23 protein-coding genes and 2 pseudogenes are annotated in these 25,467 nt (G+C 65.0%); 14 read left to right on the top strand and 11 right to left on the bottom strand.

Annotated features, from left to right (window positions below):
• Window positions 1–59 precede the first annotated feature (59 nt).
• The 8 genes and pseudogenes from DT343_RS09375 (at window position 60) to DT343_RS09340 (ending at window position 7,214) form a co-directional block, all read left to right on the top strand.
• The gene (locus DT343_RS09375; RefSeq protein WP_181669167.1) at window positions 60–1,634 is read left to right on the top strand and encodes a CHAT domain-containing protein; all 1,575 of its coding nucleotides are present in this window, start codon (window positions 60–62) and stop codon (window positions 1,632–1,634) included.
• Between the two features lie 67 nt (window positions 1,635–1,701).
• Window positions 1,702–2,943 carry an SEL1-like repeat protein gene (locus DT343_RS09370; protein WP_112862690.1) on the top strand — a complete coding sequence of 414 codons (1,242 nt, stop codon included), beginning with the start codon at window positions 1,702–1,704 and terminating at the stop codon, window positions 2,941–2,943.
• 2 nt (window positions 2,944–2,945) lie between these two features.
• Window positions 2,946–4,154 carry a hypothetical protein gene (locus tag DT343_RS09365; RefSeq protein WP_112862689.1) on the top strand — a complete coding sequence of 403 codons (1,209 nt, stop codon included), beginning with the start codon at window positions 2,946–2,948 and terminating at the stop codon, window positions 4,152–4,154.
• Window positions 4,155–4,213: 59 nt separating this feature from the next.
• Entirely contained in the window at window positions 4,214–4,543 is a 330-nt protein-coding gene (locus DT343_RS09360; RefSeq protein ID WP_112862688.1) for a DUF6980 family protein, read from the top strand.
• 135 nt (window positions 4,544–4,678) lie between these two features.
• Window positions 4,679–5,122, top strand: coding sequence for a hypothetical protein (locus DT343_RS09355; protein ID WP_112862687.1), 444 nt, complete (start codon window positions 4,679–4,681; stop codon window positions 5,120–5,122).
• 12 nt (window positions 5,123–5,134) lie between these two features.
• On the top strand, window positions 5,135–5,344 hold the full coding sequence (locus tag DT343_RS09350) for a hypothetical protein (RefSeq protein WP_112862686.1): 210 nt from the start codon (window positions 5,135–5,137) through the stop codon (window positions 5,342–5,344).
• Between the two features lie 136 nt (window positions 5,345–5,480).
• The gene (locus DT343_RS09345) at window positions 5,481–6,104 is read left to right on the top strand and encodes a hypothetical protein (protein WP_112862685.1); all 624 of its coding nucleotides are present in this window, start codon (window positions 5,481–5,483) and stop codon (window positions 6,102–6,104) included.
• A gap of 340 nt (window positions 6,105–6,444) precedes the next feature.
• Window positions 6,445–7,214 (top strand): annotated as a pseudogene (locus DT343_RS09340) (IS5 family transposase).
• Between the two features lie 456 nt (window positions 7,215–7,670).
• Here the strand turns inward: DT343_RS09340 and DT343_RS09335 are convergent.
• The 5 genes from DT343_RS09335 to DT343_RS09315 all read right to left on the bottom strand — a co-directional run bounded on the left by DT343_RS09335 (window position 7,671) and on the right by DT343_RS09315 (window position 14,305).
• Window positions 7,671–8,309, bottom strand: a complete 639-nt coding sequence (locus tag DT343_RS09335) for a hypothetical protein (RefSeq protein ID WP_112862683.1) — start codon at window positions 8,307–8,309, stop codon at window positions 7,671–7,673.
• 47 nt (window positions 8,310–8,356) lie between these two features.
• Window positions 8,357–8,704, bottom strand: coding sequence for a hypothetical protein (locus tag DT343_RS09330; RefSeq protein WP_112862682.1), 348 nt, complete (start codon window positions 8,702–8,704; stop codon window positions 8,357–8,359).
• 151 nt (window positions 8,705–8,855) lie between these two features.
• Window positions 8,856–12,110 carry an error-prone DNA polymerase gene (locus DT343_RS09325; RefSeq protein ID WP_112862681.1) on the bottom strand — a complete coding sequence of 1,085 codons (3,255 nt, stop codon included), beginning with the start codon at window positions 12,108–12,110 and terminating at the stop codon, window positions 8,856–8,858.
• Between the two features lie 7 nt (window positions 12,111–12,117).
• The gene (locus tag DT343_RS09320) at window positions 12,118–13,635 is read right to left on the bottom strand and encodes a DUF6504 family protein (protein ID WP_112862680.1); all 1,518 of its coding nucleotides are present in this window, start codon (window positions 13,633–13,635) and stop codon (window positions 12,118–12,120) included.
• Window positions 13,550–14,305 carry an ImuA family protein gene (locus DT343_RS09315; protein ID WP_112862679.1) on the bottom strand — a complete coding sequence of 252 codons (756 nt, stop codon included), beginning with the start codon at window positions 14,303–14,305 and terminating at the stop codon, window positions 13,550–13,552. Before DT343_RS09315 ends, DT343_RS09320 begins: the two co-directional genes overlap by 86 nt.
• Window positions 14,306–14,444: 139 nt before the next feature.
• On the opposite strand from DT343_RS09315, the gene DT343_RS09310 reads away from it, so the two are divergent.
• Window positions 14,445–14,783 carry a hypothetical protein gene (locus DT343_RS09310; RefSeq protein ID WP_112862678.1) on the top strand — a complete coding sequence of 113 codons (339 nt, stop codon included), beginning with the start codon at window positions 14,445–14,447 and terminating at the stop codon, window positions 14,781–14,783.
• Window positions 14,780–15,220 carry a DUF1810 domain-containing protein gene (locus tag DT343_RS09305; RefSeq protein ID WP_112862677.1) on the top strand — a complete coding sequence of 147 codons (441 nt, stop codon included), beginning with the start codon at window positions 14,780–14,782 and terminating at the stop codon, window positions 15,218–15,220. The genes DT343_RS09310 and DT343_RS09305 overlap by 4 nt, the downstream gene beginning before the upstream one ends.
• 44 nt (window positions 15,221–15,264) lie before the next feature.
• Here DT343_RS09305 and DT343_RS09300 read toward each other — a convergent pair whose 3' ends face one another.
• From DT343_RS09300 to DT343_RS09285, 4 genes are all read right to left on the bottom strand, one after another.
• The gene (locus tag DT343_RS09300; protein WP_112862676.1) at window positions 15,265–15,540 is read right to left on the bottom strand and encodes a hypothetical protein; all 276 of its coding nucleotides are present in this window, start codon (window positions 15,538–15,540) and stop codon (window positions 15,265–15,267) included.
• Between the two features lie 283 nt (window positions 15,541–15,823).
• On the bottom strand, window positions 15,824–16,531 hold the full coding sequence (locus DT343_RS09295) for an SOS response-associated peptidase (RefSeq protein WP_112862675.1): 708 nt from the start codon (window positions 16,529–16,531) through the stop codon (window positions 15,824–15,826).
• On the bottom strand, window positions 16,531–16,977 hold the full coding sequence (locus DT343_RS09290; protein WP_112862674.1) for a non-reducing end alpha-L-arabinofuranosidase family hydrolase: 447 nt from the start codon (window positions 16,975–16,977) through the stop codon (window positions 16,531–16,533). The genes DT343_RS09295 and DT343_RS09290 overlap by 1 nt, the downstream gene beginning before the upstream one ends.
• Before the next feature lies 1 nt (window position 16,978).
• Window positions 16,979–17,215, bottom strand: coding sequence for a hypothetical protein (locus DT343_RS09285; RefSeq protein WP_112862673.1), 237 nt, complete (start codon window positions 17,213–17,215; stop codon window positions 16,979–16,981).
• A 333-nt stretch (window positions 17,216–17,548) separates the two neighbouring features.
• Here DT343_RS09285 and DT343_RS09280 point away from each other — a divergent pair, with 333 nt between their 5' ends.
• Genes DT343_RS09280 through DT343_RS09270 form a run of 3 tightly spaced genes read left to right on the top strand, consistent with a single transcriptional unit; the run spans window position 17,549 to window position 22,415 of the window.
• Window positions 17,549–19,072, top strand: coding sequence for a TolC family protein (locus DT343_RS09280; protein ID WP_112862672.1), 1,524 nt, complete (start codon window positions 17,549–17,551; stop codon window positions 19,070–19,072).
• Complete coding sequence (locus DT343_RS09275) at window positions 19,069–20,130, top strand: HlyD family secretion protein (protein ID WP_181669166.1); 1,062 nt, start codon at window positions 19,069–19,071, stop codon at window positions 20,128–20,130. The genes DT343_RS09280 and DT343_RS09275 overlap by 4 nt, the downstream gene beginning before the upstream one ends.
• Window positions 20,127–22,415 carry an ABC transporter permease gene (locus DT343_RS09270; protein ID WP_112863772.1) on the top strand — a complete coding sequence of 763 codons (2,289 nt, stop codon included), beginning with the start codon at window positions 20,127–20,129 and terminating at the stop codon, window positions 22,413–22,415. Before DT343_RS09275 ends, DT343_RS09270 begins: the two co-directional genes overlap by 4 nt.
• Window positions 22,416–22,585: 170 nt before the next feature.
• Here the strand turns inward: DT343_RS09270 and DT343_RS09265 are convergent.
• Together DT343_RS09265 and DT343_RS09260 are read right to left on the bottom strand one after the other, a co-directional pair.
• Window positions 22,586–23,344, bottom strand: a pseudogene (locus tag DT343_RS09265) (IS5 family transposase).
• Between the two features lie 127 nt (window positions 23,345–23,471).
• Entirely contained in the window at window positions 23,472–23,975 is a 504-nt protein-coding gene (locus DT343_RS09260) for a DUF892 family protein (RefSeq protein WP_112862671.1), read from the bottom strand.
• Window positions 23,976–24,160: 185 nt separating this feature from the next.
• On the opposite strand from DT343_RS09260, the gene DT343_RS09255 reads away from it, so the two are divergent.
• Window positions 24,161–25,462, top strand: coding sequence for a mechanosensitive ion channel (locus DT343_RS09255; RefSeq protein ID WP_112862670.1), 1,302 nt, complete (start codon window positions 24,161–24,163; stop codon window positions 25,460–25,462).
• Window positions 25,463–25,467: the final 5 nt, after the last annotated feature.

Below are 25,467 nucleotides of genomic sequence, written 5' to 3'. Positions count from 1 at the left end.
TGGCGCTCGCCACACGCTGTAATGTCAAGCATGATCGGCGTCGGCAACGAGGGACAATCGTGAAACGACTGGTTTTGGCCGCCTTGTTCGGCCTCGCGTGGGCGTGTTCCGCCATTTCACAGGACCGATCCCCGCTGGAGGTCGCCTTCGAAGACGCGCAACTGGCCACCGCGCCGGGCGCGGGGCTGGCGCTGGCCGACGGCGCCGCCCGTATCGCGGCGAACGATCCGGGTCTGAGGGAAGCCTTCGAAGCGCACCGCGCGGCGGAACAGACGCGTCGCGCGCTCGAGACGGTCCTGGCGACCTTGCGCGCGCAGGGTGCGTCGGCGGCGGAACGCGCCCGTGGCGTCGCCGCTGATCTCGACCGGGCGACCGAGGCGGCGCAGGCGTCGCGCGACCGTCTGGACCGCGTCTATCCGGCCTTTGACGACCTGACGGATCCGACGCCCCTGTCCATCGCCGAGGTCCAGACGCTGCTGAAGCCGGGCGAAGGATTGGTCGTCATTCTGCCGACCGATCGCGCGACCTATGTCTGGGCCGTGACGGCGGACAGCGCCGTCTGGCGCCGCTCGGACCTGACCGCTGATGAGGTCGCGAACGAGGCTGCGCGCCTGCAGGCGGGTTTGTCCGGCGTCGGCGGCCGGGGCGCGGTGGATGCCGCGCGCCCTGTCCGCTCTGGCGCAGGGTTTGATCGCGCGGCCGCTTACCGGCTTTACCAAGCGCTCTGGGCGCCGGTGGTCGAAAGCCTGTCCCAAGTCCACACGCTCTATCTGGTCGTGGATGGGCCGCTACGGGCCGTTCCGCCCGGCGTGCTGGTCACCGCCCTTCCAGCCGGCGACGATAGCGACCCTTCAGCGCTTCGCGCGACCGCCTGGCTGCAGCGCCGCTACGCCTTCGCCCGGTTGCCAACGGTCACCAGCCTGAGGGCCGTGCAGCGCACCGACACCGGCGACAGTCGCGGCTTCGCGGGGTTCGGCGATGCGGAGACTGACGCCTATCCCGCCGGATCGACGGCCAAGGCGCTGGCTCCCTTGCCTAGCGCGGGGCGGGAGCTTCGCGCCCTGTCGCGCGCCATGCGCAGCGGGGGTCGCAGCCTGAAGCTGGGCGCGGAAGCCACCGAAGCGGCCGTGAAGTCCGCGCCGCTTTCGAACGTCTCCGTCGTGGCCTTCGCCATGCACGCCTTGCCCAGGAAGGACGCCGACGACCCGAGCTTGGAACCGGCTCTGGTGTTCACGCCGCCCGCGCAGCCCCAGGGCGATGACGACGGCGTCCTGACCGCCAGCGAGGCGGCTCAGCTGCAGTTGAAGGCCGATCTGGTCATCCTCAGCGCGTGCGACACCGCCCAGGACGACCCCCAGGCCCTGGGTGTGAACAGTCTGTCGCGCGCCTTCTTCTATGCGGGCGCGCGGTCGCTGCTGGTTTCCAACTGGCGGATCCGGGACGATGTCGCCGAGCGTCTGTCGGTCCGCACCGTGACCTTGGCGCAAAGACATCGTGCAGCGGTCGCCGACGCCCTGCAGCGCGCCTCGCTGGAAATGATGAACGACCGATCCGATCCCAGTTTCGCCCACCCCACCCAATGGGCGGCGTTCAGCGTGCTGGGCGACGGCGCCGTTCGTCTTCCCGGACGCTGACGGCATTCGTCAGACGACGCCGTTCGTCCATCCGTCCATCCTGTCTCCAACCTTGGAGAGATGGGAAATGAAGGCGATGCGGATCGGGTTGGCTTTGGGAATGGCTCTGGCGCTCGGTGTCGGCGCGGCGGCGGCGGATCCGCAAACGGACGAGGCGAACCGACAGCGGCAGATGGCGTCGATGCGTCAGGAAGCGGCGAGGGCCGATCAGGCCAGCGCGGATCGCAGCCTGGTGCAACAGCAGAACGCGGCAAATGCGTCGCGACAAGGCGCCAATTCGGGAATGGCCGCCGGCAGCGGCGGCGCCTCATCCAGCACGCCGGGATGGGCGAACGGCGGCGGCTCGGCCAATACCGGCCCACAGAGCGTCGTCGACAGTTACACCCTGACGTTCTGGGTCCAGGAAAGCACGCCGCAGATGCTGGCCCGGCTTGACGACGCCGCCCGCAACGGAGACGGCGGCGCGGCCTATAACCTGGCGCGCATCTACTATACCGGTTTCGAAGGCGTCCCGCGCGACGACGCGGCCGCGCGGCGCCTGTTTGGACAGGCGGCGCGCGCGGGCCATGCGCAGAGCCAGGCCAACTACGGCTTCTTCCTGCGCCAGGGCATCGGCGGCGAGGTCGATGCGGCGGAAGGCCAGCGTTGGTTGAAGGCGGCTTCGGACGCCGGCAACAGTTTCGGTCAGGCGCAGTACGCCTTCAGCATCTTGTCCGAAAAGCCCGAGGCGGCCTTGCCTCTGCTGAAGACCGCCGCCGACGCCGGTGAAATGACCGCCCAGGCTTTGCTCGGCAGCCTCTATGCCATGGGCTACGCCGTTGCGCAGGACGACAGCCAGGCGGTGCATTATCTTACCGCCGCCGCCGCGCAGAACGAGCCAGGCTCCCAGGGGCTGCTGGCTGGCCTGTATCTGACCGGCAGAGGCGGTGGCTCGGAGACCGAAGGCTATCGGCTCCTGAAGCTCGGCGCCGAGGGCGGCGACGCCGATTCCATGCGCAACTACGGCCTCAGCCTGGTTCAGGGAAAGGGCTATCCGAAGGACGCGGCCGCCGGCGCGGCCATCGTTCGCCGGGCCGCCGTCAGGGGCGACGCCAAATCACAATCGCTGTTAGGCGACCTCTATAACGAAGGCCTCGGCGTGCCCGAGCGTGAAGAGGACGCCATCTATTGGTGGAACCGCGCCGCGGAGGCCGGCGATGCCGAAGCCGTCGAGGCGATGAACGCGGTGCGGGCCGGCAACTATGTGATCGGGCGCGCCCCGACCGAAGGCGTCGCCGAGGTCGCGAACGCGTCCGGGCGGGGGAAATAGTCGTGTCGATCGCGAGCCATCTCACGGGGGCAGGGCGGGTTGCGGCGGCTCTGGCGGTCGCCCTCTTCACGACCGCAGGCGCAACCTTGCCGCGGGATGTGTCCGAGGCGGTTCAACGCTCGCTGGACGCTATGGACGATGGGTCCCGGCCCGCGATCACGCCGGAGAGCCTCGCGTCGCAGGTCTCGATCAGCCCATCGGGCGACGATTGGGTGATGGACTATGAGAAGACCGGCGACTTCGGTTGGTGCGGCACGGGTGGATGCACCCACGAACTGTGGGTCGCGCGAGAGGGCGGCCATGTCCTCGTCTTCAGCGAAGCCGTGCTGGACTGGCGGATCACGCCCGGCGCGCCGGCGATACTCGATATCGACATCCACGGGGCCAACTGCGACGCCACCGGCTCCGAGCCGTGTCTGCGCCGGTTCGTGTGGAATGAGGCGACGGGCCGTCTCGAAGAAGCCGTCAATCGCGAAGGGGTGGGCTATCTCGTGGGACCTCTGTTTCAACCCGTCGAACCCGAACCATATCCCGCCGAGGTCCAGACCGAAATCGATCGGCGCGAAGCCGTCTGCCACGCCGCCGGTGGACTGATCGACCGCGGAGAATATCCGGCCGTCAGCAGCCCCGATCTGAACGGCGACGGCAGGCGGGACTGGATTATCGGCTCGAGATACATCGGATGTCACTCTGCGACAGACGACGCCGTCCCTATGCCGGCGATGGGCGTCACGGTCATCGCCAGCCTCAACAGCGGCTGGCGAACCGCGCTGACGGTCGAACAACCGGCCTATGTCGTCGAACTGCGCGAAGGCGGACCGGCGCGATTTGGACTGCGTGATGAGGTTTTGTGCCAGACCCAGCCTGGATGCCCGACGCGGTTCTTCACCTGGAACGCTGCGGCGGGCGCGCTTGAGGATCAGGGCGATGTGGCCTGGTCGCCCGTTATCGCGCCGACCGCCGAGACCTGGCTCGAATGCGAAGTCGTGCTGACCCGCGAGATCGCATCCAGCGGCGCGGGGCGCCAGGATATGACAAGGTCTTTGCGTGGGCTTCTTGAAGACGTGAAGGCCCGATACGCGCAGGCGTCTCCACCCCTGTCCGACGCCGACGAGGCCGACAGACGCGTGGCCTTCGCCGAACGCTATGACGACCCCAGCGAACTGGACCAGGCCCGCTGGCGTGGCGATCGTTGCGTGACGTTGCTGTGAGCGGATCAGAAGACGGTGCGGCGGAGCCGGCGAACTCTCCCGTAACGACTCCTGACCATGTGGCCCGGCACCCCCAAATTAACTGGGGCTCCATCCGTTACGACGTACGATTCGACGTCTACTGGGTACAGGCCGGCGACGCCAAACAGCAGCTCTTCTTCTGTCCTTGGTGTGGCGTGCGATTGCCGCCGTCGCAACGAGACCAATGGTTAGACGCGCTGGAGAGCCAGGGCGTCGATGTCTGCAGCGACCTCATACCGTCCGCTTACCAGACCGGCCTATGGCGCGGCGTAGCGAGTGAACCCTCAGGGCAGAAAACCTGGGGCGAGATCGAGGGACGATACTTCGACTTCTTCGACGACGACGCTGCAGCGGGCGATCCCGTCTGACGGCATTCGTCAGACGACAGGTCGTCAACTCTCGTTCAATTCATTCCCAAGGGTCGAGCGGTCTTCGGTTTATCGCGAGGAGCGGTCGGGCTGACTGAGGCAATCTGGTCGCCGTGGACCAATGGAACGGTTGAAATGTCTATCACCATGCGACTGCCGATGTTCTCGGGCATAGCGATCATCCTGGGCCTGTTCGCCGCCGAAGCCGATGCCGGAGACTGGCGTGAACTTGCCCGAAAGGATGGCATAGCAATCGCAGTCGATGCGCTGGGGATGCGTCGCGATGGCGACAAGTTGTCGGTGGATCTCGTTCTCGCCATGCTGCCGGAGCGACAACTGCCGATATACGGCCTTGGCGCCCTCGACATTGACTGCGCCACGCGCGAAGCATCCGTTAGCGGCATTCAATACCATCTCGCGAACGGCGACACCTTCGGGGCTAGAACAGGGGAAATCTCGGCTGGTCGCTTTGACGCCGACGACGAGGTCGACGGCCTTTGCATGGGACGGCTTCCCGCCGGTCCGGGTGCTGAAAGCGCGCTAGCGTATTTCAAGGCCGGCTTCGTCCAGCCGGATTGACCGAAGCCCTCCATGTCGCGCTCGTCTCGCACCGCCGCTGGGCGCAACACGCTTACGCCTTACGTCTTCATCTTGCGCAATGAAGGCCATGAGGAACGGGAAGTGATTTTCGCGAGGGATGACGATCAAGCCCGATCGTTCGCCGAGATCATCGTCTTGATCAGCAAGCCTGCAGGCGATCTGGAGGTCCGACGATTGAATGGTGATCCTCTTCCGCTGTGAGGATTTCAGCCAGGCTCCGGCAAGCGCTTGAATGCGGCCCCGTCGGGTTTTCAACATTGAACCAAGAAGGTTTTGTTGGCGGATTGTGTGTCACCTCAGGGGTCGCTTGGCGGATAAATGGCTCAACGAGCATCCAATGAAAGTCGAGCGGAAAACCGACATCACGGTCCTCAAGGGGATGGAGTGGCGCTTGGGGCGTCCCAACTTCTGGCGCTGGCTTGCTGGTCTCCCGGGGCCTCGCCGTCGCCTTCCGAAAGCAGCCGCAGACGCGGCACTGACTTTCCGCACAGCGGTGATACAGCACAGCTTCGTCAGCGGCATGGACGATATGTTTCACGACGCAGCGCTGTGGCGGGCCATCGTGGCCTTTGTGCGTGACTTCGAAGGAGGCGGCGAAGTTTCAGTATGCCGCGATGTCCGTGGTCGTTCTGCAATGATCTCGCTGGCCGAATACCTATCTGAGATGGACGCATTCACTCCTGAAGACGAAAGCGACGCGCCGCGAACTGGAGCCTTGTTTCTTCGGCAAAAGGGCTCGCTGCGGCTCTATGTCGAGCCCGAGAACTGGTTCGCAATCGGCGGCCCTGCGCCGTACCACGACTCGTGCACGTACAGCATCTACGCCGACAAGGACATAACGGCCGAGCTTGTGTCGTGTCTTAAGGAGTCGCCCGGCGCGTCGGGATGGCGGTTCGCTGACTTCTTCAGCGTCGATGGAATCAACAACTCACTGCCTGCTGGGGTCCTGGGCCTAAACTAACGAGCGACATCGCTTCAGGCTAATGTCCGCAACGGAAAGCGGACCATGGATGCATAGCAGGCATGAGCCATCTATGGTGGGCGCCATGACCCCGCCGGATGCCGACACCCCCTATTGCAGGCTCTACATTGACACGAAAGCGGATCGTGAAGCCGTTCAGACGCTGCTGGATGCGCTAACGTCATCCTGGTTTGATCATCTGCGAGTGTCGTCACCTGTCTTCAAGAACCATGGCTATGATCCCGCTGGCCTAGGTAGTGTGGACAAAGTGGATTCCCAAATCACCAGATGACTGATTCAAGGCTGCTCTTTGCGGAGAGTGGCGTTGGTTCGTGGTTTGATGTCGGACGAGGAATGGGCGTTCTTCGAGCCGTTCGTTGTCGAGAAGGGGCCGAGACGGGGGCGGCGTCCTCGTGATCACCGACGGGTGCTGGACGGAGTGTTCTGGATCGCTCGGACAGGCACGGCCTGGCGTGACCTGCACAGCCATTTCGGCGAGTGGAACTCGGTCTATCGGCAGTTCCGGCGCTGGACGCTGGCGGGGACCTGGGAGGTGATGCTGGAGGCGCTGAACGAGGCCGGCGCAGGGCATGGCAGCGTCCAGATGATCGATTCCACCATCATCCGCGCCCATCAGCACGCCGCCGGCGCGCTAAAAAAGGGGATGAGGACCAGGGTCTTGGCCGCTCTCGCGGTGGCTTCTCGACCAAGATCCATCTCCGCAGCAACGCTTTGGGCCTCCCTGTTGCGGTCACGCTGAGCGGCGGTCAGGTCTCCGATGTGAAGGGCTATGCGCCGGTCATGGACGAACCCGGCCCACAGCCTCGCGTGCTGCTCGCCGACAAGGGATACGACGCCGACTTCATCCTGGCCGACCTTGACGCCAGGGATGTCGTCGCCGTCATTCCCGCAAGGCGGAACCGCAAGGTTCAGCCCGTCATCGACGGTCATATCTACGCCCTGAGGAACCTCGTTGAGCGCTGCTTCTCAAGGCTCAAACACAGCCGCCGACTGGCGACCCGATACGACAAGACCGCCGACAGCTTCCTCGGTTTCGTCCTCGTCGCTTCAATCCGCCTGTGGGTCAGGCACTTTGTCCACACCACCTAAGCTCCAGATCATACGATCCAATCGAGGCGTCGCCATGGACTGCCGAGATTAATGCCGAGGAGAGCTCTCCCCAGGTACTCGAGACGTTTCAAGCAGGAATTTGTGCCGTGATCGGAAACCTTAGGGCGGCCGGATTCACAGTGACCGCCTCGTGCGACTTCGAAGATCGCGTCGCCACAGAAACGGGGTGGAACTGGACGTCGGAGAATCCTGAACCACCCCGTTGAACGGTCTGCTTTGGGTCGAGAGCAGACCTTAGAGAAGAGTCAGTAACCGGACCTGCTGCGAGCTTGAATGTCGCGTTCCCGGCGAGCCGCCAATGTCCGCTACTGGCGCATCTCCTACATTTGCTCTCAAAGGCAGCTGCCGACCCAATGGCGAGATCGGAAAACGGCCCGGCGTCGATGACGCCGGGCCGTTCTGACTCATCCCATTTTGCTCAGCCGCAGAACCGGCCTATCGATAGCGGGCGCGTTCCTCGAGGATCTGCTCAGACGTGTAGGGCTTGGCGTCGGCATCGAAGCCGGACCAGCCCGATTGGCGATAGGCCTCGCCGCGCGTGGCGGCGTCGTAACCGCGGCTGCCGTCCAAGATCGCTTGGATTCGCTGCGCCTCATCGCCGTCGGCCTTGACGCTGACGAGCGTGCCGCCACGACGGACGCCCTCCGAATAGACGTTCGCTTCTTCGTCGCTGTGACCGGATTCCTTCAGCGCGCCGAGCAGGCCGCCCGTCGCGCCGCCGGCTGCCGCGCCAACCGCTGCGCCGACCGCCGTCGAAGCGAGCCAGCCGGCGGCGACGACCGGGCCGAGGCCCGGAATGGCCAGCATGCCGAGGCCCGCAAGGACGCCCGCGCCGGCGCCGAGCAGACCGCCGGTGGTCGCGCCCTTGCCAGCGCCGTCGGCGACGTCGTTTTCGCCGTCGCCGTTACGGTCGCCCAGGGGGCCGGCCTTGTGATCGCGGGATTTGGAATGCCAGTCGTCGGCATTGTTCGAAACGATGCTGATCTTGTCGTGGTGAACGCCGGCGGATTCCAGCTTCGAGACGGCGTCCAGAGCTTCGGTGTGGCTGTCGAACAGCCGGGTAACGGTAGCCATGATGGGATCCTTGGGACTATTTGAGTGAGGTGGAAATCAGGCTGCGATTACTGGGGCGTCACGACGCCCTTGTAATCGACCCCGACAGTCATCGGGTCGCCGCCCGCACGGGTGGCCTGACCCTTCCAGATGCCTTGCTCGTCCTGGGTGAGCTGGCCAGAGACGACATAGCCTTGCTTCTCGATGGCCGCCTTGGCCTGACCTTCGGTGAAGGAGTTGGCGCCGGGCGTGAGGGCCGTCTGTTCAGACGTCTCCTGGGTGTCAACGGCAGGGTTCACCGGTGCTTCGGCGGAGGAAACGGCCGGGCCCTCGACAGGCGCTTCGCTTCGTTCGTTATTTCCGCAGGCTGTCAGCAAGACGGCGGTCGCCGAGACGGCGAGGGCGGCTTTGAACATGGGTTTTCCTTTCAGAGTGAGCTACCAGAAGGGACCGCCGACTGCGTTCGTTCCGACGGTCAAGGTTGATGTTCCTTATATTTTTTACGGAGGAACCCGTGCTGTACGGCGCATCGCCAGTCCGGTGCTGGCGATGGACGTTTGGTCTTCGCTACCGAAAATCGCGCGTCTTCGGCCTGATCGCATCGAGATGGAGATCGGGAATGTAGATATCCCGGACCTTGATCGCGCGAGGGGGCGCGTCGCGCGCATCCGGCGACCCGCCGCGATGGAATTCGTCGCCCCGTCCATGGGGCAGGGGGAAGGCCTCGCCACGGTCGCCGACCGAAGCGAGCAGGGCGGACCCGTCGTGAAGTCTGGTCGCGACGATGTGGACGACGTCGCCCTCACGCTGAACCTTGCCGTCGACGACGAGCATGGACGCCGACAGCACGACGCGCCGCTGCTGTTCGTAGAGGCTTGGCCAGATGACCAGATTGGCCACGCCAGTCTCGTCCTCGATGGTGATGAACATGACCCCCTTGGCGCTGCCGGGCTTCTGACGGACCAGCACGTGGCCCGCGACGCGCGTCAGCCGACCGTCGCGCATTGCGGTCCCATCGGCGCAGGTCATGACGTGCCGGGCCTGCAGATCGCCGCGCAGGAAGCTCAGCGGATGGTCGCGCAATGTCAGGCCGATATGGCTGTAGTCCTCGACCACTTCCCGTCCCGGCGTCATCGGCTTGAGGCCTGGATCAGGCTCGGAGATTTCCGGCGTCTGGTCATGGGCGTCGGCGGCGGCGAAGAGGGGGAGGGGATCGTCCCGTAGCCCCTTGATGGCCCACAGCGCGTCGCGACGGTCCAGATCCATATCCGGCCTGAAGGCATCCGCCTCCGCCAGGCGGACAAGGCTGGCGACCTGGGCGCCGGCGCGCCGCCACAGGTCATCGACGGAGCGGAAGGCGCCGTCCGTCCGCGCCGCCAGGAGGCGGGCGGCATCGCCGTTCACCAGGCCGCGCACCATGCGAAGGCCGAGGCGGACGGCGAAGCGTCCATCCTCGCCTGCCGGCTCCAGGGTGCAGTCCCAGCGGCTGGCGTTGACGCAGATGGGCCGGATCTCGACGCCATGCTGCTGGGCGTCCCGGACGATCTGCGCCGGCGCATAGAAGCCCATGGGCTGGGCGTTCAGCAGCGCGGCGCAGAAGACGTCCGGGTGATGGCATTTGAGCCAGGAGGAGGCATAGGCGATCAGGGCGAAGGAGGCTGCATGGCTTTCTGGAAAGCCGTAGGAGCCGAAGCCCTCAAGCTGGCTGAAGGTCTTCTCGGCGAAGGCGGCGTCATAGCCGCGCTCGACCATCCCGCTGATCAGCTTGTCCTTGAAATGGCTGACCCCGCCGGTGAATTTGAACGTCGCCATGGCCCGGCGGAGCTGGTCGGCCTCCGAAGCGGTGAAGCCGGCGCATTCGATCGCGACCCGCATGGCCTGTTCCTGGAACAGGGGCACGCCCAGGGTCTTGCCCAGCACCTTCTCCAGCTCGGGCTTGGGATAGACGACATCTTCCTTGCCCTCGCGACGGCGCAAGTAAGGATGAACCATGTCGCCCTGGATCGGGCCGGGGCGGACGATGGCGACCTCGATGACCAGATCGTAGAAGGTGCGGGGCTTGATGCGCGGGAGCATGGCCATCTGGGCCCGGCTCTCGATCTGGAAGACCCCGAGCGTGTCGGCCTTGCGGATCATCGCATAGGTCCTGGGGTCCTCGGCCGGAATGGTGGCGAGGTCCAGCGCGATCCCCTTGTGCTCGGCCAGGAGGTCGAATCCGCGCTTCATACAGCTGAGCATGCCGAGCGCCAGCACATCGACCTTCATGAACTTCAGGACGTCGATGTCGTCCTTGTCCCATTCGATGACCTGACGATCCTTCATCGCCGCCGGTTCGATCGGGACCAGGTCGTCCAGACGATCGTGGGTCAGGACGAAGCCGCCGGGGTGCTGGCTGAGGTGGCGCGGGGCGCCGATCAGCTGGCGCGACAGCTCCAGCGCCAGGCGAAGCCGCCGGTCCTCCAGATTGAGGTTGAGGTCCGCGACGTGCTTGTCCTCGACGCCCTCGCTGGAATAGCTCCAGACTTGGGACGACAGGGTCTTGATCAGGTCTTCGCTGAGCCCCAGCGCCTTGCCGACGTCGCGCAGGGCGCCGCGCGAGCGATAGCGGGTGACGACGGAGCAGAGGGCCGCATGGTTGCGGCCGTAGGTCTCGAAGATCCACTGCATGACGACCTCGCGCCGCTCGTGCTCGAAATCGACATCGATATCCGGCGGCTCGCGGCGCTCCTGACTGACGAAGCGCTCGAACAGCAGATCATTGCGGCCCGGATCGATCGAGGTGATGCCCAGCACATAGCAGACGGCGGAGTTGGCGGCCGAACCACGACCCTGGCACAGGATGTCCTGACTGCGGGCGAAGCGCACGATCGAATGAACCGTCAGGAAATAGGGCGCATAGTCGAGCTGGCCGATCAGATCGAGTTCGTGCCGAAGCGTCTTGCGCACCCTGTCCGGCAGCCCTTCCGGATAGCGGTCGGCGGCTCCGGCCCAGGTCAGCTGTTCCAGCGTCTGCTGCGGCGTCATGCCCGGCGTCGAGACCTCGTCGGGGTATTGATAGGCCAGCTCATCCAGCGAGAACCGGCAGCGGTCGGCGATCTCGACCGAGCGGGCCAGGGCCTCGGGATAGGCCTTGAACAGGCGGTGCATTTCGTGGGGCGGCTTCAGATAGCGGTCCGCATGGCGTTCGCGCCGGAAGCCCAGTTCGTCGATGGTGCAGCCGTGCATCACGCAGGTGACCACGTCCTGCAACAGGCGTTGGTCCGGGTGGTGAAAGAGGACGTCGTTGGTCACGACGGTCGGCACCCCCGCCTGGGCGGCGAGGTTCGACAGGTCATGCAGTCGCAATGCGTCCCCTGGGCGTCGCCGCAGCGTCAGGGCGAGATAGGCGCCCGCAGGAAAGGTCGCCTTCAGCCTTCGCAGATTGGCGGCGCAAGCCTCGTCCGCCTCGTCCGGAACCAGGATGGCGATCAGGCCCTCCGACCAGTCTTTCAGGTCCGACCAGTCGAGGTGGCATTTGGCCTTGCCGGCGCGTCGCTTGCCCAGGGAGAGCAGGCGCGTCAGTCGGGAATAGGCTGGCCGATCGGTCGGATAGACAAGCACGCCCGTCCCATCGATCAGATCAAGCCGGCAGCCGACGATCAGCCGTACGCCGGAGGCCTTGGCCGCCTCATGGGCGCGCACGATCCCGGCCAAAGAGTTGCGATCGACGATGGCCAGGGCCTCCAGCCCGCACAGCCGCGCCTGTTCGAACAGCAGCTCGCAACTGCTGGCACCGCGCAGGAAGGAGAAGTGCGACGTGGTTTGAAGCTCGACGTAGGCCATCAGGACGTCATCCAAAAAGCCCGTGCAGCCACCAGCTGAGATCGCCGGTGTGTGACTGTTCGCCGTCGCCCCGCCGATAGACCCAGAAACGCGCGCCGGCCTCGTCCTCCAGCTGGAAATAGTCGCGCACCGCATCGCGTTCGCCGTCGCGCCGCCACCACTCGCCGAAGATCCGTTCAGGACCGTCAGCGCGCCTGACGCGATGGCGGACGCCGCGCCAGCTGAAGGCGACCGGCGGCTGATCGGGCAGAAGCGCGACGGCCTCGATGGCTTCAGGATGGGCGAGCAGGCGGGAGGGGCGCGGCCAGCGGCGCGTCCATGTTTCCGACACCGGCGGCGCGGTCGGCGATAGTTTGCGGATCGAGCGTTCGGGCACCTCGCTCTGCGCGGGGGCCATCCGGTACAGGTTCTGCGGGCCGAGGCGATTGGCGAGCAGATCGACAAGATCGCCGATGTCCGGCGTCGCCGGGCCGCCTAGATCGCCTACGCTGGGCGACCAGTCCAGCGGCAGGACGACCGGTGCGGCCAGAACCATGGCCTCCACGCCGAGGCCAGGATCGACGGTTTCGATCTTGTCGCAGAGCAGGCGTGTGAGCCGCGCAACATCGCGCACGGGGCGCGCCAGACCGACGCGGATGGCCTCGGTCCGGTTGTCGATCCGTTCAAACCGCAGGTCGAGCCGGGACGCGCCCAGCCCCTGAGCTTCGAGTGCATCGCTCAGAGCTTCGACCAGTTTCAGCGTGTAGCGGGCCAGGGTCTCGGGCGCGCCGATCGGCTCGGCGACGACCCGCCGGACCTGGATCAGTTCCGGGGCGTCGATCGGAGTGATCGGCTCTTGGGCGCGACCGTAGGCCTGATCCAGGCGACGGATCAGCTCCGGTCCGAAGCGCAGAGCCAAAGGGGCGCGAGGCTTGGCTTCCAGTTCGCCTATGGCGTCGATCCCCAGACGTCCGAGGCCATCGATCATGTCGGCGGGCAGGCGCAAGGCGCGCAAGGGCAGGTGACGGATGGCAGGCCCCCCGCGCGTGACGACGATCGTCGGTTCGGCGAGGTTGCGGGCCAAGGCATGGGCGGCGCCCCACGTGTCGGCGAGGGCGGCGTGGGCGCCCAGGCCGACAGCGGCGGTCTGGGCGATCAGATCCTCGAGCAGGCCCTCATCGCCGCCATAGCGGTGACCGGCCCCGGTGACGTCGAGCACCAGGCCGTCCGGCGGGTCGGCGGCCACGATCGGCGCATAGCGGCGCAGCGCCCAGAGGGCGAGTTGGTCCAGGGCGGCCGCGTCTCCTGCCGGATCGAAGGGATGAACGACAAGATCGGCGACCAGGGCCCGGGCCTGGGTCGCGGCCATGCCGGGATGCAGGCGATGGGCGCGGGCGGCAAGGTCGGCGGCCAGCACCACGCGTTTGCGGCCCTGGCGTCCGACCAGGACCAAGGGCGTGTCAGGCGACGGCGCGTCGGGTCCAAGCCGGCGTCGCAGCCGATCGGTCGGCCAGGTGGGGAGGTAGAGCGAGACGACCCGTCTCATCGCAGGCTTCCAGTTCGAAATCCGCGCAGGCTCCGGCGCGGCAGCGGATCAGTTCGACAAACCAGCGCGGGCGGCCGACGCCGGGCACGGGCAGTGGGGTGGAGGGCAGGGCGGTGACCCGCCAGCGGGTGGCGGCGGCGGTCGGCTGGCCGAAGTCCGCCGCCTCGGCCTGACGACGCCATCGTCGCACGGCCAGACCAAGAGAGCCCGTGTCCTTGGCGACCAGCTGCAGCCGCCTCGACGCCGTCATGGACAAGCGGGCGACTTCGCCCACGACCGCGCCGAAGCCGCCGTGACGCAGGCCGTCCTCGAAGGCGGCCAGCAATCCGGCCTCATCGCCGGCCTCCACATAGATGACCCGGTTCGAGGACAGCCCCGCCTGCTCCAGCGCCGGCGCGAACAGGTCCGGGCGGGTCACACACCAGAGCACCGGCCCCTGGGTGCGCGCTGCCACACCGGCCGCAAACAAGGCGGCGACGGCCCCGTCGATGGCGCCGTCGCCGCCGCCGGCCACCTCATGCAGCGCGCCGAGCGCCAGGCCGCCGGCGGGCAGCCGGCGATCGAGCGCGGCCAGGCCGAACGGCAGAACGCCGCCGGGCCGACGTCGACCCGCCTCGATGCGCGTGATCTCCGTGCGGAGCGCCTGAAAGGAGGAAGAGGCGGCGGACATGATCTCCTGAAACCGATCGCTGGCTGAATGTTCCGCATTTGTTCTTATTCGAGCGTGCGAGAGTCAAGGTGGATCGCAACGGCGCTGTGGATCGCCCTGTGGGCGGCGCCATCCCGGTTTGCTGTGCGTTGTCCCGACGATGAGGCAGCCCCTCCGATATCCCACGACCCCCGACGGCCGGTATTTCATGGTGCGAGGCCGGCTGTGGCGGTGCTCCAATCCTTCTCTGTCGGCGGAGGTGAGGGACGAGTTGGTACATGATCTGATGTCGGCGCGCCGGGCGGTGCGGACGGCCCTAGCGGCTGAGGATACGGACGCTTTGGCCGCAGCACGGCGGAGCGTCGACAAGGCCAAGGTGGGACTGGGCGAGCGGGGCCCGGTGTGGTGGACCGACGGCTCGCCGGATCTCAATCGACACATGGCGCGAAACACCCCCTATGCAGGCTGGTTCGCCAGTCTCGGTGCAACGTGCGAATGACAACAGCACTCGACCGTTTCGTCGTGGCTCAAGATCCTGTTTTCGAGACGGCGATGGCCGAGCTCGCGGCGGGTCGCAAGACGAGCCACTGGATGTGGTTCGTCTTCCCCCAGGCCCGGTCGTTGGGACGGTCTTCGACGGCTGCCTTCTATGGGATCGGATCGCTCGCGGAGGCGCAAGCCTATCTGCTGCATCCCGTTCTAGGGGCGCGTCTCATCCGCGCTGCCCAGAGCGCGACCACGGCGCCGGCGACCTCATTGCATAAGCTGTTCGGATCGCCCGACAATCTCAAATTCCGCTCGTCGATGACGCTGTTCGCCGCCGTGGCGGCCGATCCGACCGTGTTCGACGCGGCGCTCGCACGCTGGGGTCTGTCACCCGATCCCTTGACGCTGGACCTTCTGGCGTCCGCCCGGCTTGGACCGGATCACCTTTGACCGGGCCGTGAACCGCCCGGCCGCGCGCAGTCGTCGGCGGCGGGTCAGCCGCGGGGCGCGAGATCGCGGTAGGGCTGGCCCCGGGCCCCGGCCTCACCGCGGCTCAGCAGACGCGTGTCCGCCCTGACGCTGACGGCGACGGTGATGTCGCGAATCCGAATGCCGTCCACGATGGTTTTCGGCCTTGTCGTCTGCATCTCGGCCAGGCTTTGAATCCAGTCATCGACGCTGACCTCGATCAAACCGGGCCGAAGAGTCTCATCGTCTGCCGCCGCAGCCTGGAGCGCGTCGAGCGCGTCGTTCAGTTCATCAGTCGTCATGGCGAGGCTCCTAGGGCGAGTCGCGGCCTTCTCGCGAGCCAAGAGGATGAACAGAGCACGGACCTGCGGGACGGGGACGTGTGTGTCGTCCGTCGGCCGACGCCTGCAAGACGCCCGCAGAAGGCCAGCACGCTGGTGATGAGGATGCCGAGGAGGACGATCTTCAGACGGCTCCACATCCTCTGGAAAGGCGTCGGGTTGTCAGGCTGGAGTTTGATGGAAATCCTCCGGACGATAGGGTTCGGCGTGCGCATGGTCCTCGCTTTCCGCGGGGTCTTCAGGGTCAGGCATCGAGGATCGCCAATGCGCCGTCGGGCAGCGGCCGCTGCAGAGTCTGAGCTGTCTCCCACGGCGCCGTCATCCAGGCCTCGATCTCGTCGGGCTGTGTCAGGATCACCGGCATGGCTTTGGGGTGAACGGCGCCGACCTCCGCGTTGGGTTCGGTCGTCAGGAAGGCGAAGACGTCGATCGTCTCCATGCCGGTCTTGATCTTGCGCACGCTTGTGTGGGCCTGAAGGTGAATTCCGGCGAAAAAGGCTAGGGACTCGGGCTGGTCTCCCGCGAGCTTGAACCAGACGGGTCGGTATTTCCCGGCCGCGTCCCGGCCCGGTTCGCTGAAGGCCGTGAAGGGGACCAGGCAGCGCGACGCCGGCGACAGATGTGGGCGCCAATGGCTGGAGCGGGTGTTGCGGACGTTGGTCGTGCCGCTGTCGGGTTCGAACTCCAAGATCTTCTGGAAGTCCACCTCGCCGCCCTTGGCGCGCAACTTGTCGGCGCGCTTCGTCGCATTGTCGAAGATCATTTTTTTGGACGACGGCATGCCCCAGCGCGCCAAAGCGAGTATGCGCTCTGCGCCCTCCCAGCGCACGATCGGCGCGGGATAGTCGGGATAGACATCACCCGGCGCGAGGTTGCCGACGGTCGACTGCATGGCGTTCGCCGCGTCCAGTATGGCTTGGGGACCGGAGCGCTGGCGGTAGAGGTTGCACATCAGGCTTTGGCCTTTTTCAGATCGGCAGCCAAGGATTTGCGGTCCGTTTCATAGGTCGCCTCCGCCTCCTGGCGCGCCTGGCTTAGCGCGGCCTGTTGTTCTTCGAAATCCGCCATCACCGCCTGATGGCGTTCATCCAGATCAGCCAGCGCCGCCTGAAGCTTTTCGATTTTGGCGGCCTTGGCCTTGGACGGTCCCCGAGATTTGGCGGGTTTGGCCTTGCCGATCTTGCCGACATCGATCGCGAGCCCGCGCTCGATCATTTCGCCGGGAGAGGCCAGGGCGGCCTCGTAATCCGGTCCGCCGGAAAGCTGGCTGGCTAAGCCGGTTGCGAACAGATCCTGCTTGGAGCCCCAGGCCTCCAGCGCCTTGGGTCTCGAGCTGGTGGCGACAGTGAAGGCATGGAAGCCGTCGGACCAGGTGAAGACCTTCAGCTTGGCCGCCATCTCAGTCGATCAGTCCGCGACGTTGCATGTCCATGATAACGGGATCGGTCAGCGAAGCGATGACCTCCATGTCAAAGGCGTCCTCCGCTTCCATCTCATCCGCAAATGAGCGTGGCTGGTTCTGGCGTAGGGTTGAAAGCCGCCAGGACGATTGGACCACCTGCTGCCGAGCCAAATGCTCGATGCGCTGCAGCCGAACGCCGGCGCGAGCTCTGATGAGGGTCTTGCGTGTCGCCATCGTTCCGTCCTCCCGGTCGAACCCTGACACGCGGATCGGCCAATGTGGAGTCGGGGCTGTTTAAGGCCGGACCGTGCCGACAGGGAGGACTGAGTGCCAGAGATCGAGTTCGAGCGCTTTCGCATATCAACACGAGTGGTCAGGCATTCCAGAACGTCCGGCTTTGACTCCAAGGCGAACTAAGGGATGTCAACTTCTAGCGAATTAGCTTTCAATGGCGTCCGCTCGATAATGAGGATAGGGCTGGACCTTTGGCCGATTTCGCAACGCCAGTTGCTGGACGTAACGGCTGCGCTTGAGTTATTTGGTCGTTCCTGAAGGCGGGGTGAATCGATGCGTGCAGCTTGGATCGGTTCGGTTGCTGTCGGCATTTTGGCCGGAACAGCGCCGAACGCCCTTGCGGCGGTCTCCCACGTTCAGGCCGCGCCCACAGAGGCGGCCCAACGCGGCGCCACAGTCGCTCTGACCTATGCGGCTGCTCAGCAACGTGTTCGCTCTAACTCCAGTCTCGGTCGCGCTGCGGGCTATGGGATGCAGGCCGCAAGGGCCCAGGCGGATGTGGCTGCCGGGCTGAATCGGCCGACCGTAGCGCTCGATGCTCAGTTGATCCGTTATCGCAAGACATTCGATCTCTCGCTGGGCGACACGCTGGACCGCGCGCAGGCCGAGCTCGGCGCCGCCATTCCCGGGCTCATCGCGGACTTGCCCGGTGTGCCGGGTGACGTGTTGCAAAGTGTCGGTCAGCGGCTGGAAGCGGCGCTTCCGGAAATTTTCGCCGCCTTGCCGCAAGACGTCCGACTGCAGGTCGATGACACGACCTTTCGCCCCACGGTGACGGCGCTTCAACCGATCTATACCGGCGGTGCGATTCCAGCTCTCCGACGAGCGGCGGCGGCCAATGTGGATCTGGCGCAGGCGAAGCAGCAGGAAGCTATTAGTCTGGAGGACGTAAATCTGGCGCGGGCTTATTTTGGCCAGGTGCTGGCAGCCGAAGCGCTGAAGATCGCACACGAGACCCGTGACGGCTTTGATCTGCATTTGCGCAATGCTCGACTGTTGGAATCGCAAGGCGTGCTCAGCCACGCCCAGACGCTTCAGGTCGAAGTGGCCCGCGATGCGGCGCAGCGGCAGGTCAACAGGGCCGAACTGGAGCACGACAACGCCGTGGCGTCCCTCGCCAGGGTTGTTGACACCAATGGCGCCGTCGTTCCAACCACGCCCCTATTCGTAAACCGTGACCCAATCGGTCCAGCCGGCGTCTTTCTTGACCAGGCAAGTCAGTCGAATGCTCGCCTTGCGCAGGCTCAAGCCGGGCGCGATCTTGCCGAGGCGGGCGCCGATCTTGCGGCGTCACGAATGAAGCCGTCCGTCTATGCATTTGGAACCTACAATCTGAATCCAGACGACGCTCTGCCGACCGAGCCGGATTGGGCGGTCGGGGTCGGCGCCCGCTACACTCTGATAGCGACGGTGGATCGACGACGCATGCTGGGCGCAGCGCGCGCTCAGGCCTCGGCTGCTGCGGAGGTGGAACGACAGGCCCGAGACGACGCCCGATTGCTGGTCACGCGAGCCTATAATCAGGCGGAGTTGGCGCGCCGTCAGTTTCTGAGCATGGACAGCAGCCTGCAGGCCGCCAGCGAAAATCTTAGAGTCCAGGAGGTTGGATTCCGTGAAGGTGAGGCCACAGCCGCCTCGGTCGTAGACGCCCGCAATCTTCTGGGGGGCGCGCGTTTGCAACGCGCGGCAGCAGCTTACGAATATGATCTCAGCCTGGCCGCCCTGCTAGCGGCGTCGGGAAGCGATCTGACTTTGAACGACTATCTGCAACGCGAAGATCGGATCAGCGCGCCATGAGCGAGACGCCTCCCTTTGCCGATGCCCCGACAAACGGTGCGCCGACCATCGCGGCCGGTCGCACGTCTGCACGGCGACGCATTCTGCCTGTGATTGTGGGCGTTGGTCTCGTTCTGCTGATCGCCTTCATCATCGTTGGCCTCTTCCTTGCGGCACGTCCTGCCCAGGATCAGGTTCAGGGGATGGTCGAGGCGGAGACCTTCACCGTTGCGACCAAGGTGCCCAGCCGCGTGGAGCGCTTCCTCGCGTCAGAGGGCGATCAGGTGAAGGCCGGTCAAGAGTTGGCTCTGATGAGCAGTCCGGAGGTTGCAGCAAAGGACGCTCAGGCCCGCGCCTTGCTTCAGTCGAGCCAAGCCATTCAGTCAATGAGCCGCGAAGGCGCTCGGCGCGAAGATGTGCAGTCGGTCGAGTCCATCTGGCGCGCCGCTCAGGCGACGGCTCGTTTGGCGGACCAAACTGCGCGGCGGGCGGAGAACCTGTTCGCCGAAGGCGTGATTTCCGCCCAGCGCCGTGACGAAGCCGTGGCCGCTCGCGCTGCTACAGCCTCGCAGTCCGAAGCCGCCCGTCAGCAGTATCTGAAGGCGTTGGCAGGGACACGGCCACAGGAAAAATCTGTTGCCGACGCCAATGTGCAAGGCGCGCAGGCCGCCGTCGCTGAGGTCCAAAGCCTGCAAGGCGAGACACGACTGCTCGCTCCAAATGACGGCGAGGTTGCGGAGCGTTTCGCCAATGTCGGCGAGCTCGTGCTCACGGGCGTGCCAGTCTTCACAATCGTGGACATCGGCGACCCGTGGGTTACGTTCAGTGTGCGCGAGGATCAGTTTCGCGATCTGAAAATCGGCGCGATCGTGCGTGGCGACGTGCCCGCACTCGGCGTTACTGACGTTGCTTTCCGTATCACCGCCATCAGTCCTCAAGGCGAGTTCGCCACTTGGCGCTCAACCCGGCAGTCGAGCGGCTATGATGTGCGAAGCTTTCAGGTCAAGGCCAAGCCTGTTCGACCTGTCAACGGCCTGAGGCCTGGCATGAGCGTCCTGTTCGATTGGTCCGCACGGTGAAACGCCTCTTGGCCGTCTTCGTATCGGCCGTTCGGGACGAGGCGCGCATCTTGGTGACCCGACCGTGGGACGCGTTCGTCGCCTTCGGCCTGCCGCTGATCCTGCTGATGGTCATCGCGGCAATGCTGGCCCCTGGAGTGATCCGTCAGGCCCCGGTCGCCGTGGTCGATCAGGACAATTCGGCCTTCAGCCGCGCCGCAATCCGCAACATGGAGGCGAGCCCCGGTGTTCGCGTGGCCCATGCTCCAACGACGATGACGGAGGCCATGGCCTTGATGCGGCGGGGCGAGATTTACAGCGTCGCTCATTTTCCAGCAGATTTTTCTGACGGTGCGTTTCGTCGGCCGGAACAGGTGACCGTATCATTCAACGGCGCCTTCCAGACGGTCGGCGCCTTGTCCGCCTTGGGACAGAGCGCGGCCATCGCATCAGCGGCCGGCCAGCAGTTGCAAGAACGCGCGCGCCAGAGAGGATTGCCCGAAACCGCATTGCAACTCCCCGCTGTCCAAGTGTCGATCGTCGGCAATCCGCAGCTCAGCTTCGAGCTTTTTCTCGGCGGACTTCTGGCGCCGGGGGTCCTTCATCTGCTGGCGGCTTGTTCCGCGGTGCTGGCGGTTGGCCGGCTGATGCGGGGCGGCTCCTTCAAATGCTTCAAGGCCGAGACAGACGGCTTCACGACGACAGCTCTGGTCGGGCGACTCATTCCGCACTTCGTGATCTTCAGCCTGTGGGGCTTGGCGTGGATCGCTTGGCTCAGCGGCGTCCGGGGCTGGGGTGTGGCAGGCTCTCTCCCTATGCTGACCCTTGGCGTACTCGCCTTGATGGCGGTGAGCGTAGTCTTGTCAGCGTTTTTGGTCGCCGCGCTTGGCGAGGTGGATATGGCGTTCTCGGCCACCGCCATCTATTCGGGCGCGGCCATCGCCTTTTCCAACGGCACTCTCCCGCTGGACCATGGGCCGCGCTTCGCCCGGATCTGGAGCGATATGCTTCCCTATACGCACTATCTACGGCTGCAGACGGGCCAGCTAGTCACGGGGGCGGCTTCAGCAGCGGCATGGCGAGACTTGATGATCCTGAGCGGCGTCGCCGTGATTGGTCTTCTTCTGTCGGCGCTGTTCATCCGGGGACGCTCGCGTCTTGTCCCCAAGCCGGAGAGTCTGAACTTTCCGCTTCCGCAACAGGGCGTTATCGCCGCCTTCGCTGCGACTTTCCGGAATCTGCCGCGGGCGCGGCCGGTCAGCAGCCTGCTGATCCTGGCCGTCGTCCTTTACGCCTTTTACTATCCGGCCGCCTATGCCGGACAGGCCGCGACGGGACTGCCCATCGCCATAGCGACACCGACGCAGACAGCGCTGACGCGCACCCTTGTCGAAGACCTGGATGCTTCGCGCGAGATCGAGGTCGCCGCCGTGATTTCATCCCCCCCTGAGGGCTTCGAACTGATGCGGCGCGGCGTGGTTGACGGGGTCGTCGTCCTGCCTCAGCGTTTTGAGGCCAATCTGGTCAGGGGAGCGCCGACGGGCGTGGCCATCTGGCTTAACGGCGGCTATCTGGTTCGTGTCACAGCCGTCGGCAAAGCCGTCGCCGCCGCAACAGCGCAGGTCGCCGAGGCGCAGTTGAAAGGGCTGCCTGATATCGCCCGTGCCGTCAGATTGGCGCCGACTCTGGAGCAGGTTTCGCTATTCAACCCGACGGAGGGCTATGGCGGCTATGCCGTGCCGGCGGTTAGTCTGATCATCCTGCAGCAGACGCTATTGCTGGGCGCCGGCGTGATTACAGCCGTGCGCCGAGAGACCGCCGCGCCTAGGTTGAGACGCAGCGCGCGCTTGGGTCTGTGGCTGGCGCTTACGGCGATTGGGACAGCATCCAGCCTCTTCTATTTCGGTTTCGTATTCTGGTTTCAGGACTATCCGCGCGCCGGCAACCTGATGGGCGTCCTACTGCTGGCGCCTATTTTTTCAGCAGCGGTCGCCGCTGTGGGTCTGCTTATAGGCGTGCTTTTCGATCGCCATGAGAGAGTCCTGCAGGTTCTGGTCGGCACTTCCGCGCCCTTGTTCTTCCTGTCCGGCGCTGCGTGGCCGCATTTCATGATGCCTGAAGGTCTCGTCTGGCTCGCGCATCTTTCACCGTCCACCGCTGCGGTTCAGGCCTTTGTTCGCCTGAACGCCATGGGCGCCAGCCTTTCAGAAGTCTCAGGTTTGGCAGCCATTCTGACAGGCCTCGCTGTCATCTATGGCGGGGTCTGGGTCGTGTGTGGAACATTGCGTCCTGACCTGCGTCGATGACGTCAGGCGCCAACAAATCCGTTAGCTCGGGAGGAACAAAAAACTCTATCTCGACATCGAAATGGATGGCGACACTGCGGATGTCGGATCGTATGGCGCTTTGGCTGACATTCGCACTATCCATCGAAGGTGAACTGTTCAAACATCGGCGACGGGCCTAGGCTCAGGACTCATAGCCAGAACAGCACGGTAGCGGCGAGGGCTATGGCGGACAGGAAGACGGTCGGACAGCGATCGTAGCGGGTTGGCGACCCGGCGCCAGTCTTTCAGGCGTCCAAACATGATTTCGATCCGGTTTCGCCGCTTGTAGCGTCGCTTGTCGTAGCGGATGGGTTCGGTGCGGGTTTTGCGGCCTGGGATGCACGGCGTGATCCCCTTGGCCTGCAAGGCGTCCCGGAACCAGTCGGCGTCGTAGCCTCGGTCTCCCAGAAGCCACTGGGCGCGGGGCAGGCTGTCCAGGAGAGCGGCAGCGCCGATGTAGTCGCTGACCTGACCCGCTGTCATGAAGAGGCTGATGGGCCTTCCGTTCGCATCGGTCACGGCGTGAAGCTTGGTGTTCATGCCGCCTTTCGTGCGTCCGATCAGTCGCCCGAGACCCCCTTTTTTACCCGCAGGCTCGAAGCCGTGCGGTGCGCCTTCAGATAGGTCGCGTCGATCATGACCGTGCGGCGTTCGGTCTGAGCCCCGGACAGGCCTTCCATCATCCGGATGAAGACGCCAGCCTCACTCCATCGCTTCCAGCGGTTGTAGAGGGTCTTGTGCGGCCCGTAGGCCGCCGGCGCATCTCGCCAGCGCAGGCCGTTGCGGTTGACGAAGATGATCCCGCTCAGCACCCGGCGGTCATCCACCCGCGGCTTGCCGTGGCTCTTGGGGAAGAAGGGCTCCAGCCGAGCCATCTGCTCGCCCGTCAGCCAATACAGAGCGCTCATATCCAGACTCCTCAGGAGCCTGAATCAGATCGTTCGCCTCACATCAATGGGTCCTGAGCCTAGAGCGCGCCAGACGCAAGCCTCAGCCGGACGAGAGGGCGGACCGGTGAAGCCCGCCCAAACTTTTTCAAGCGTCCTTGGCCTTTAGGTTGACCGTCAGCTCCGCCAGCTCGGTCATGGACTGATCGCTCTCGTAGATGTCCTTGGTCGCGGCCTTCAGTTTTTTGTCGTCGGCCTTGAGACCCGAGCCCGCCGCGAAGGCCGCTGCTGTCCCGAAGCCCGCGATGCCATAGTGGGACATCCGCTGATATTGCGCGATGATGATGGCGTCCAACACGGGAACTTTCTCCGGACCCTCTTCGAGGACATGCTTTGTGGCTTCGGCGACGAGGCCTTCCATGCCTCTGCAGTGTTCTTTGGAGACTTTTTCGTCCTGCCCGGCGAGCAGCTCCTTCAGCAGCTCGGTATGCTTTAAAATGCCTTCAACCGATTTGCCGAGCATTTCCTTAAGCGAAGGATCAGAGGTTTTCGGGGCGATCTCCTTCAGCACGCGCTGCATCTGGTCGTTGGCGGACCACAGGTCTTTCAGCTCGTCGGTGTAGAGGCCTTTCAGATCTTCTGGCGTCGACATGGATGTTCCTGCTGGATGAGTTGATTGGATGTCGTGCGGACGTTCGGAAAGCCGCTTCTGCCCCGTTAGCGATGAGCCAACTATCCGTTCCGGCGAATCCTCTCGTTAGCGCCGGAACAAGAACAGGCTCGATCTTGTTAGGCCCACTGGAAACCCGCGCGATCAGCGGCAGGCCTGAGGGATGTATGCAAACGACAAACTACGAGTTCATCGGATGGGACGCGCTGCTCTATGAGTGGGCGCCCAAGGTGATCGGCGCTGTGCTGATCCTCATCGCGGCTTGGTTTATCGGCAAGGCCGTGAAATGGGTCCTGGCGAAGGGGATCAATCGTATTCCTGGCGCCGCCAAGGCGAGCACCAGTGACAACCCGAAGCACTCGATCGGCGCCAGCCTGGGAGATGTCGCCTTTTGGCTAATCCTCTTGTTCGGTGTCGTCGCCGCCCTCGGCGTCCTGAACCTGGGCCAGGTCGTCACGCCCCTGAACTCACTGCTCACGCAGGTCGCGTCCTTCGTTCCGAGCGTCCTCGGCGCGGTCCTGATCTTCTTCATTGGGTTTGTAGTCGCGACTTTGGCCAAGCGAGTCGTCGAGGCTGCACTGCAGGCCGCCAACGCGGATCGCTGGCTTGAGAAGGCCGGCCTGACCAAGGCGACGGGCTCGACTGGCGTCAGCACCGCGATCGGCACCCTGGTGTTCGTCTTGATTCTGATCCCAATCACGATCGCGGCGCTGGAGCAGCTGGGCATCGAGTCTTTGACGGTTCCGGCGGTTGCCGTGCTGTCGACTGTCTTGGCTGCGATCCCGCATGTTCTCGCCGCTGCCATCGTTTTGGCGGTGGGTTGGTTCATCGGTCGCTGGGTCGCCCAGCTGATCGAACGCATCCTGCCGGCGACTGGGTTCGATCGCAGCATCTCGAGCCTGACGGCTCTGACCGCCACGACTCAGGCGCCGGCCGCGCCGAAGCCGACCGCGGCTCCCTATGCCGGTGACGTGACACCGGCTACCGCAAGGGCTCTAGGTAGCGATGTGCCCAAGCCGATGACGCCGTCCAGCATCGTGGGCAAGATCGCAATGGCGGCGATCGTCGCCTTCACGGCGGTCGAGGCCGCCAAGCTTCTGCAGTTCGGCACGATCGCCGTGACGCTGCAGGAAATCCTGGCCCTGGCCGGACACGTCATCGTCGGCGGGATCATTATCACCGCCGGCGTGCTGATCGGCGGTGTCTTCGCCAACCTGATCAACAAGGGTACGGGCGGCGCCGATGGCTTCGCCTCCACCCTGGTGCGTTGGGCCACGATCGCATTGGCGACGGCCATGGGCCTTCGCTTCATGGGCATCGCCGACGATATCGTCCTTCTCGCCTTCGGCCTGATCCTGGGGGCGGCTGCGGTGGCGGCAGCGCTAGCCTTCGGGCTCGGCGGGCGCGACGCCGCCAGCAAGGTGGCCCAGACGTGGGCCGACAAGGTCACGAAGACCCCGCCCCAGTGAGACCC

Source organism: Brevundimonas vesicularis (genome assembly GCF_900445985.1).
Taxonomy (GTDB): Bacteria; Pseudomonadota; Alphaproteobacteria; order Caulobacterales; family Caulobacteraceae; genus Brevundimonas; species Brevundimonas vesicularis_D.
This window is presented reverse-complemented; position numbering and strand designations above follow the sequence as displayed.

Excerpts from the sequence above, each read along its gene's own strand:
- DT343_RS09370 (WP_112862690.1), top strand. The coding sequence starts at position 1,702 with ATGAAGGCGATGCGGATCGGGTTGGCTTTGGGAATGGCTCTGGCGCTC.
- DT343_RS09355 (WP_112862687.1), top strand. The coding sequence starts at position 4,679 with ATGTCTATCACCATGCGACTGCCGATGTTCTCGGGCATAGCGATCATC.
- DT343_RS09350 (WP_112862686.1), top strand. The coding sequence starts at position 5,135 with ATGTCGCGCTCGTCTCGCACCGCCGCTGGGCGCAACACGCTTACGCCT.
- DT343_RS09345 (WP_112862685.1), top strand. The coding sequence starts at position 5,481 with ATGAAAGTCGAGCGGAAAACCGACATCACGGTCCTCAAGGGGATGGAG.
- DT343_RS09335 (WP_112862683.1), bottom strand. The coding sequence starts at position 8,309 with ATGGCTACCGTTACCCGGCTGTTCGACAGCCACACCGAAGCTCTGGAC.
- DT343_RS09330 (WP_112862682.1), bottom strand. The coding sequence starts at position 8,704 with ATGTTCAAAGCCGCCCTCGCCGTCTCGGCGACCGCCGTCTTGCTGACA.
- DT343_RS09325 (WP_112862681.1), bottom strand. The coding sequence starts at position 12,110 with ATGGCCTACGTCGAGCTTCAAACCACGTCGCACTTCTCCTTCCTGCGC.
- DT343_RS09320 (WP_112862680.1), bottom strand. The coding sequence starts at position 13,635 with ATGAGACGGGTCGTCTCGCTCTACCTCCCCACCTGGCCGACCGATCGG.
- DT343_RS09315 (WP_112862679.1), bottom strand. The coding sequence starts at position 14,305 with ATGTCCGCCGCCTCTTCCTCCTTTCAGGCGCTCCGCACGGAGATCACG.
- DT343_RS09310 (WP_112862678.1), top strand. The coding sequence starts at position 14,445 with ATGAGGCAGCCCCTCCGATATCCCACGACCCCCGACGGCCGGTATTTC.
- DT343_RS09305 (WP_112862677.1), top strand. The coding sequence starts at position 14,780 with ATGACAACAGCACTCGACCGTTTCGTCGTGGCTCAAGATCCTGTTTTC.
- DT343_RS09300 (WP_112862676.1), bottom strand. The coding sequence starts at position 15,540 with ATGACGACTGATGAACTGAACGACGCGCTCGACGCGCTCCAGGCTGCG.
- DT343_RS09295 (WP_112862675.1), bottom strand. The coding sequence starts at position 16,531 with ATGTGCAACCTCTACCGCCAGCGCTCCGGTCCCCAAGCCATACTGGAC.
- DT343_RS09290 (WP_112862674.1), bottom strand. The coding sequence starts at position 16,977 with ATGGCGGCCAAGCTGAAGGTCTTCACCTGGTCCGACGGCTTCCATGCC.
- DT343_RS09285 (WP_112862673.1), bottom strand. The coding sequence starts at position 17,215 with ATGGCGACACGCAAGACCCTCATCAGAGCTCGCGCCGGCGTTCGGCTG.
- DT343_RS09280 (WP_112862672.1), top strand. The coding sequence starts at position 17,549 with ATGCGTGCAGCTTGGATCGGTTCGGTTGCTGTCGGCATTTTGGCCGGA.
- DT343_RS09275 (WP_181669166.1), top strand. The coding sequence starts at position 19,069 with ATGAGCGAGACGCCTCCCTTTGCCGATGCCCCGACAAACGGTGCGCCG.
- DT343_RS09260 (WP_112862671.1), bottom strand. The coding sequence starts at position 23,975 with ATGTCGACGCCAGAAGATCTGAAAGGCCTCTACACCGACGAGCTGAAA.
- DT343_RS09255 (WP_112862670.1), top strand. The coding sequence starts at position 24,161 with ATGCAAACGACAAACTACGAGTTCATCGGATGGGACGCGCTGCTCTAT.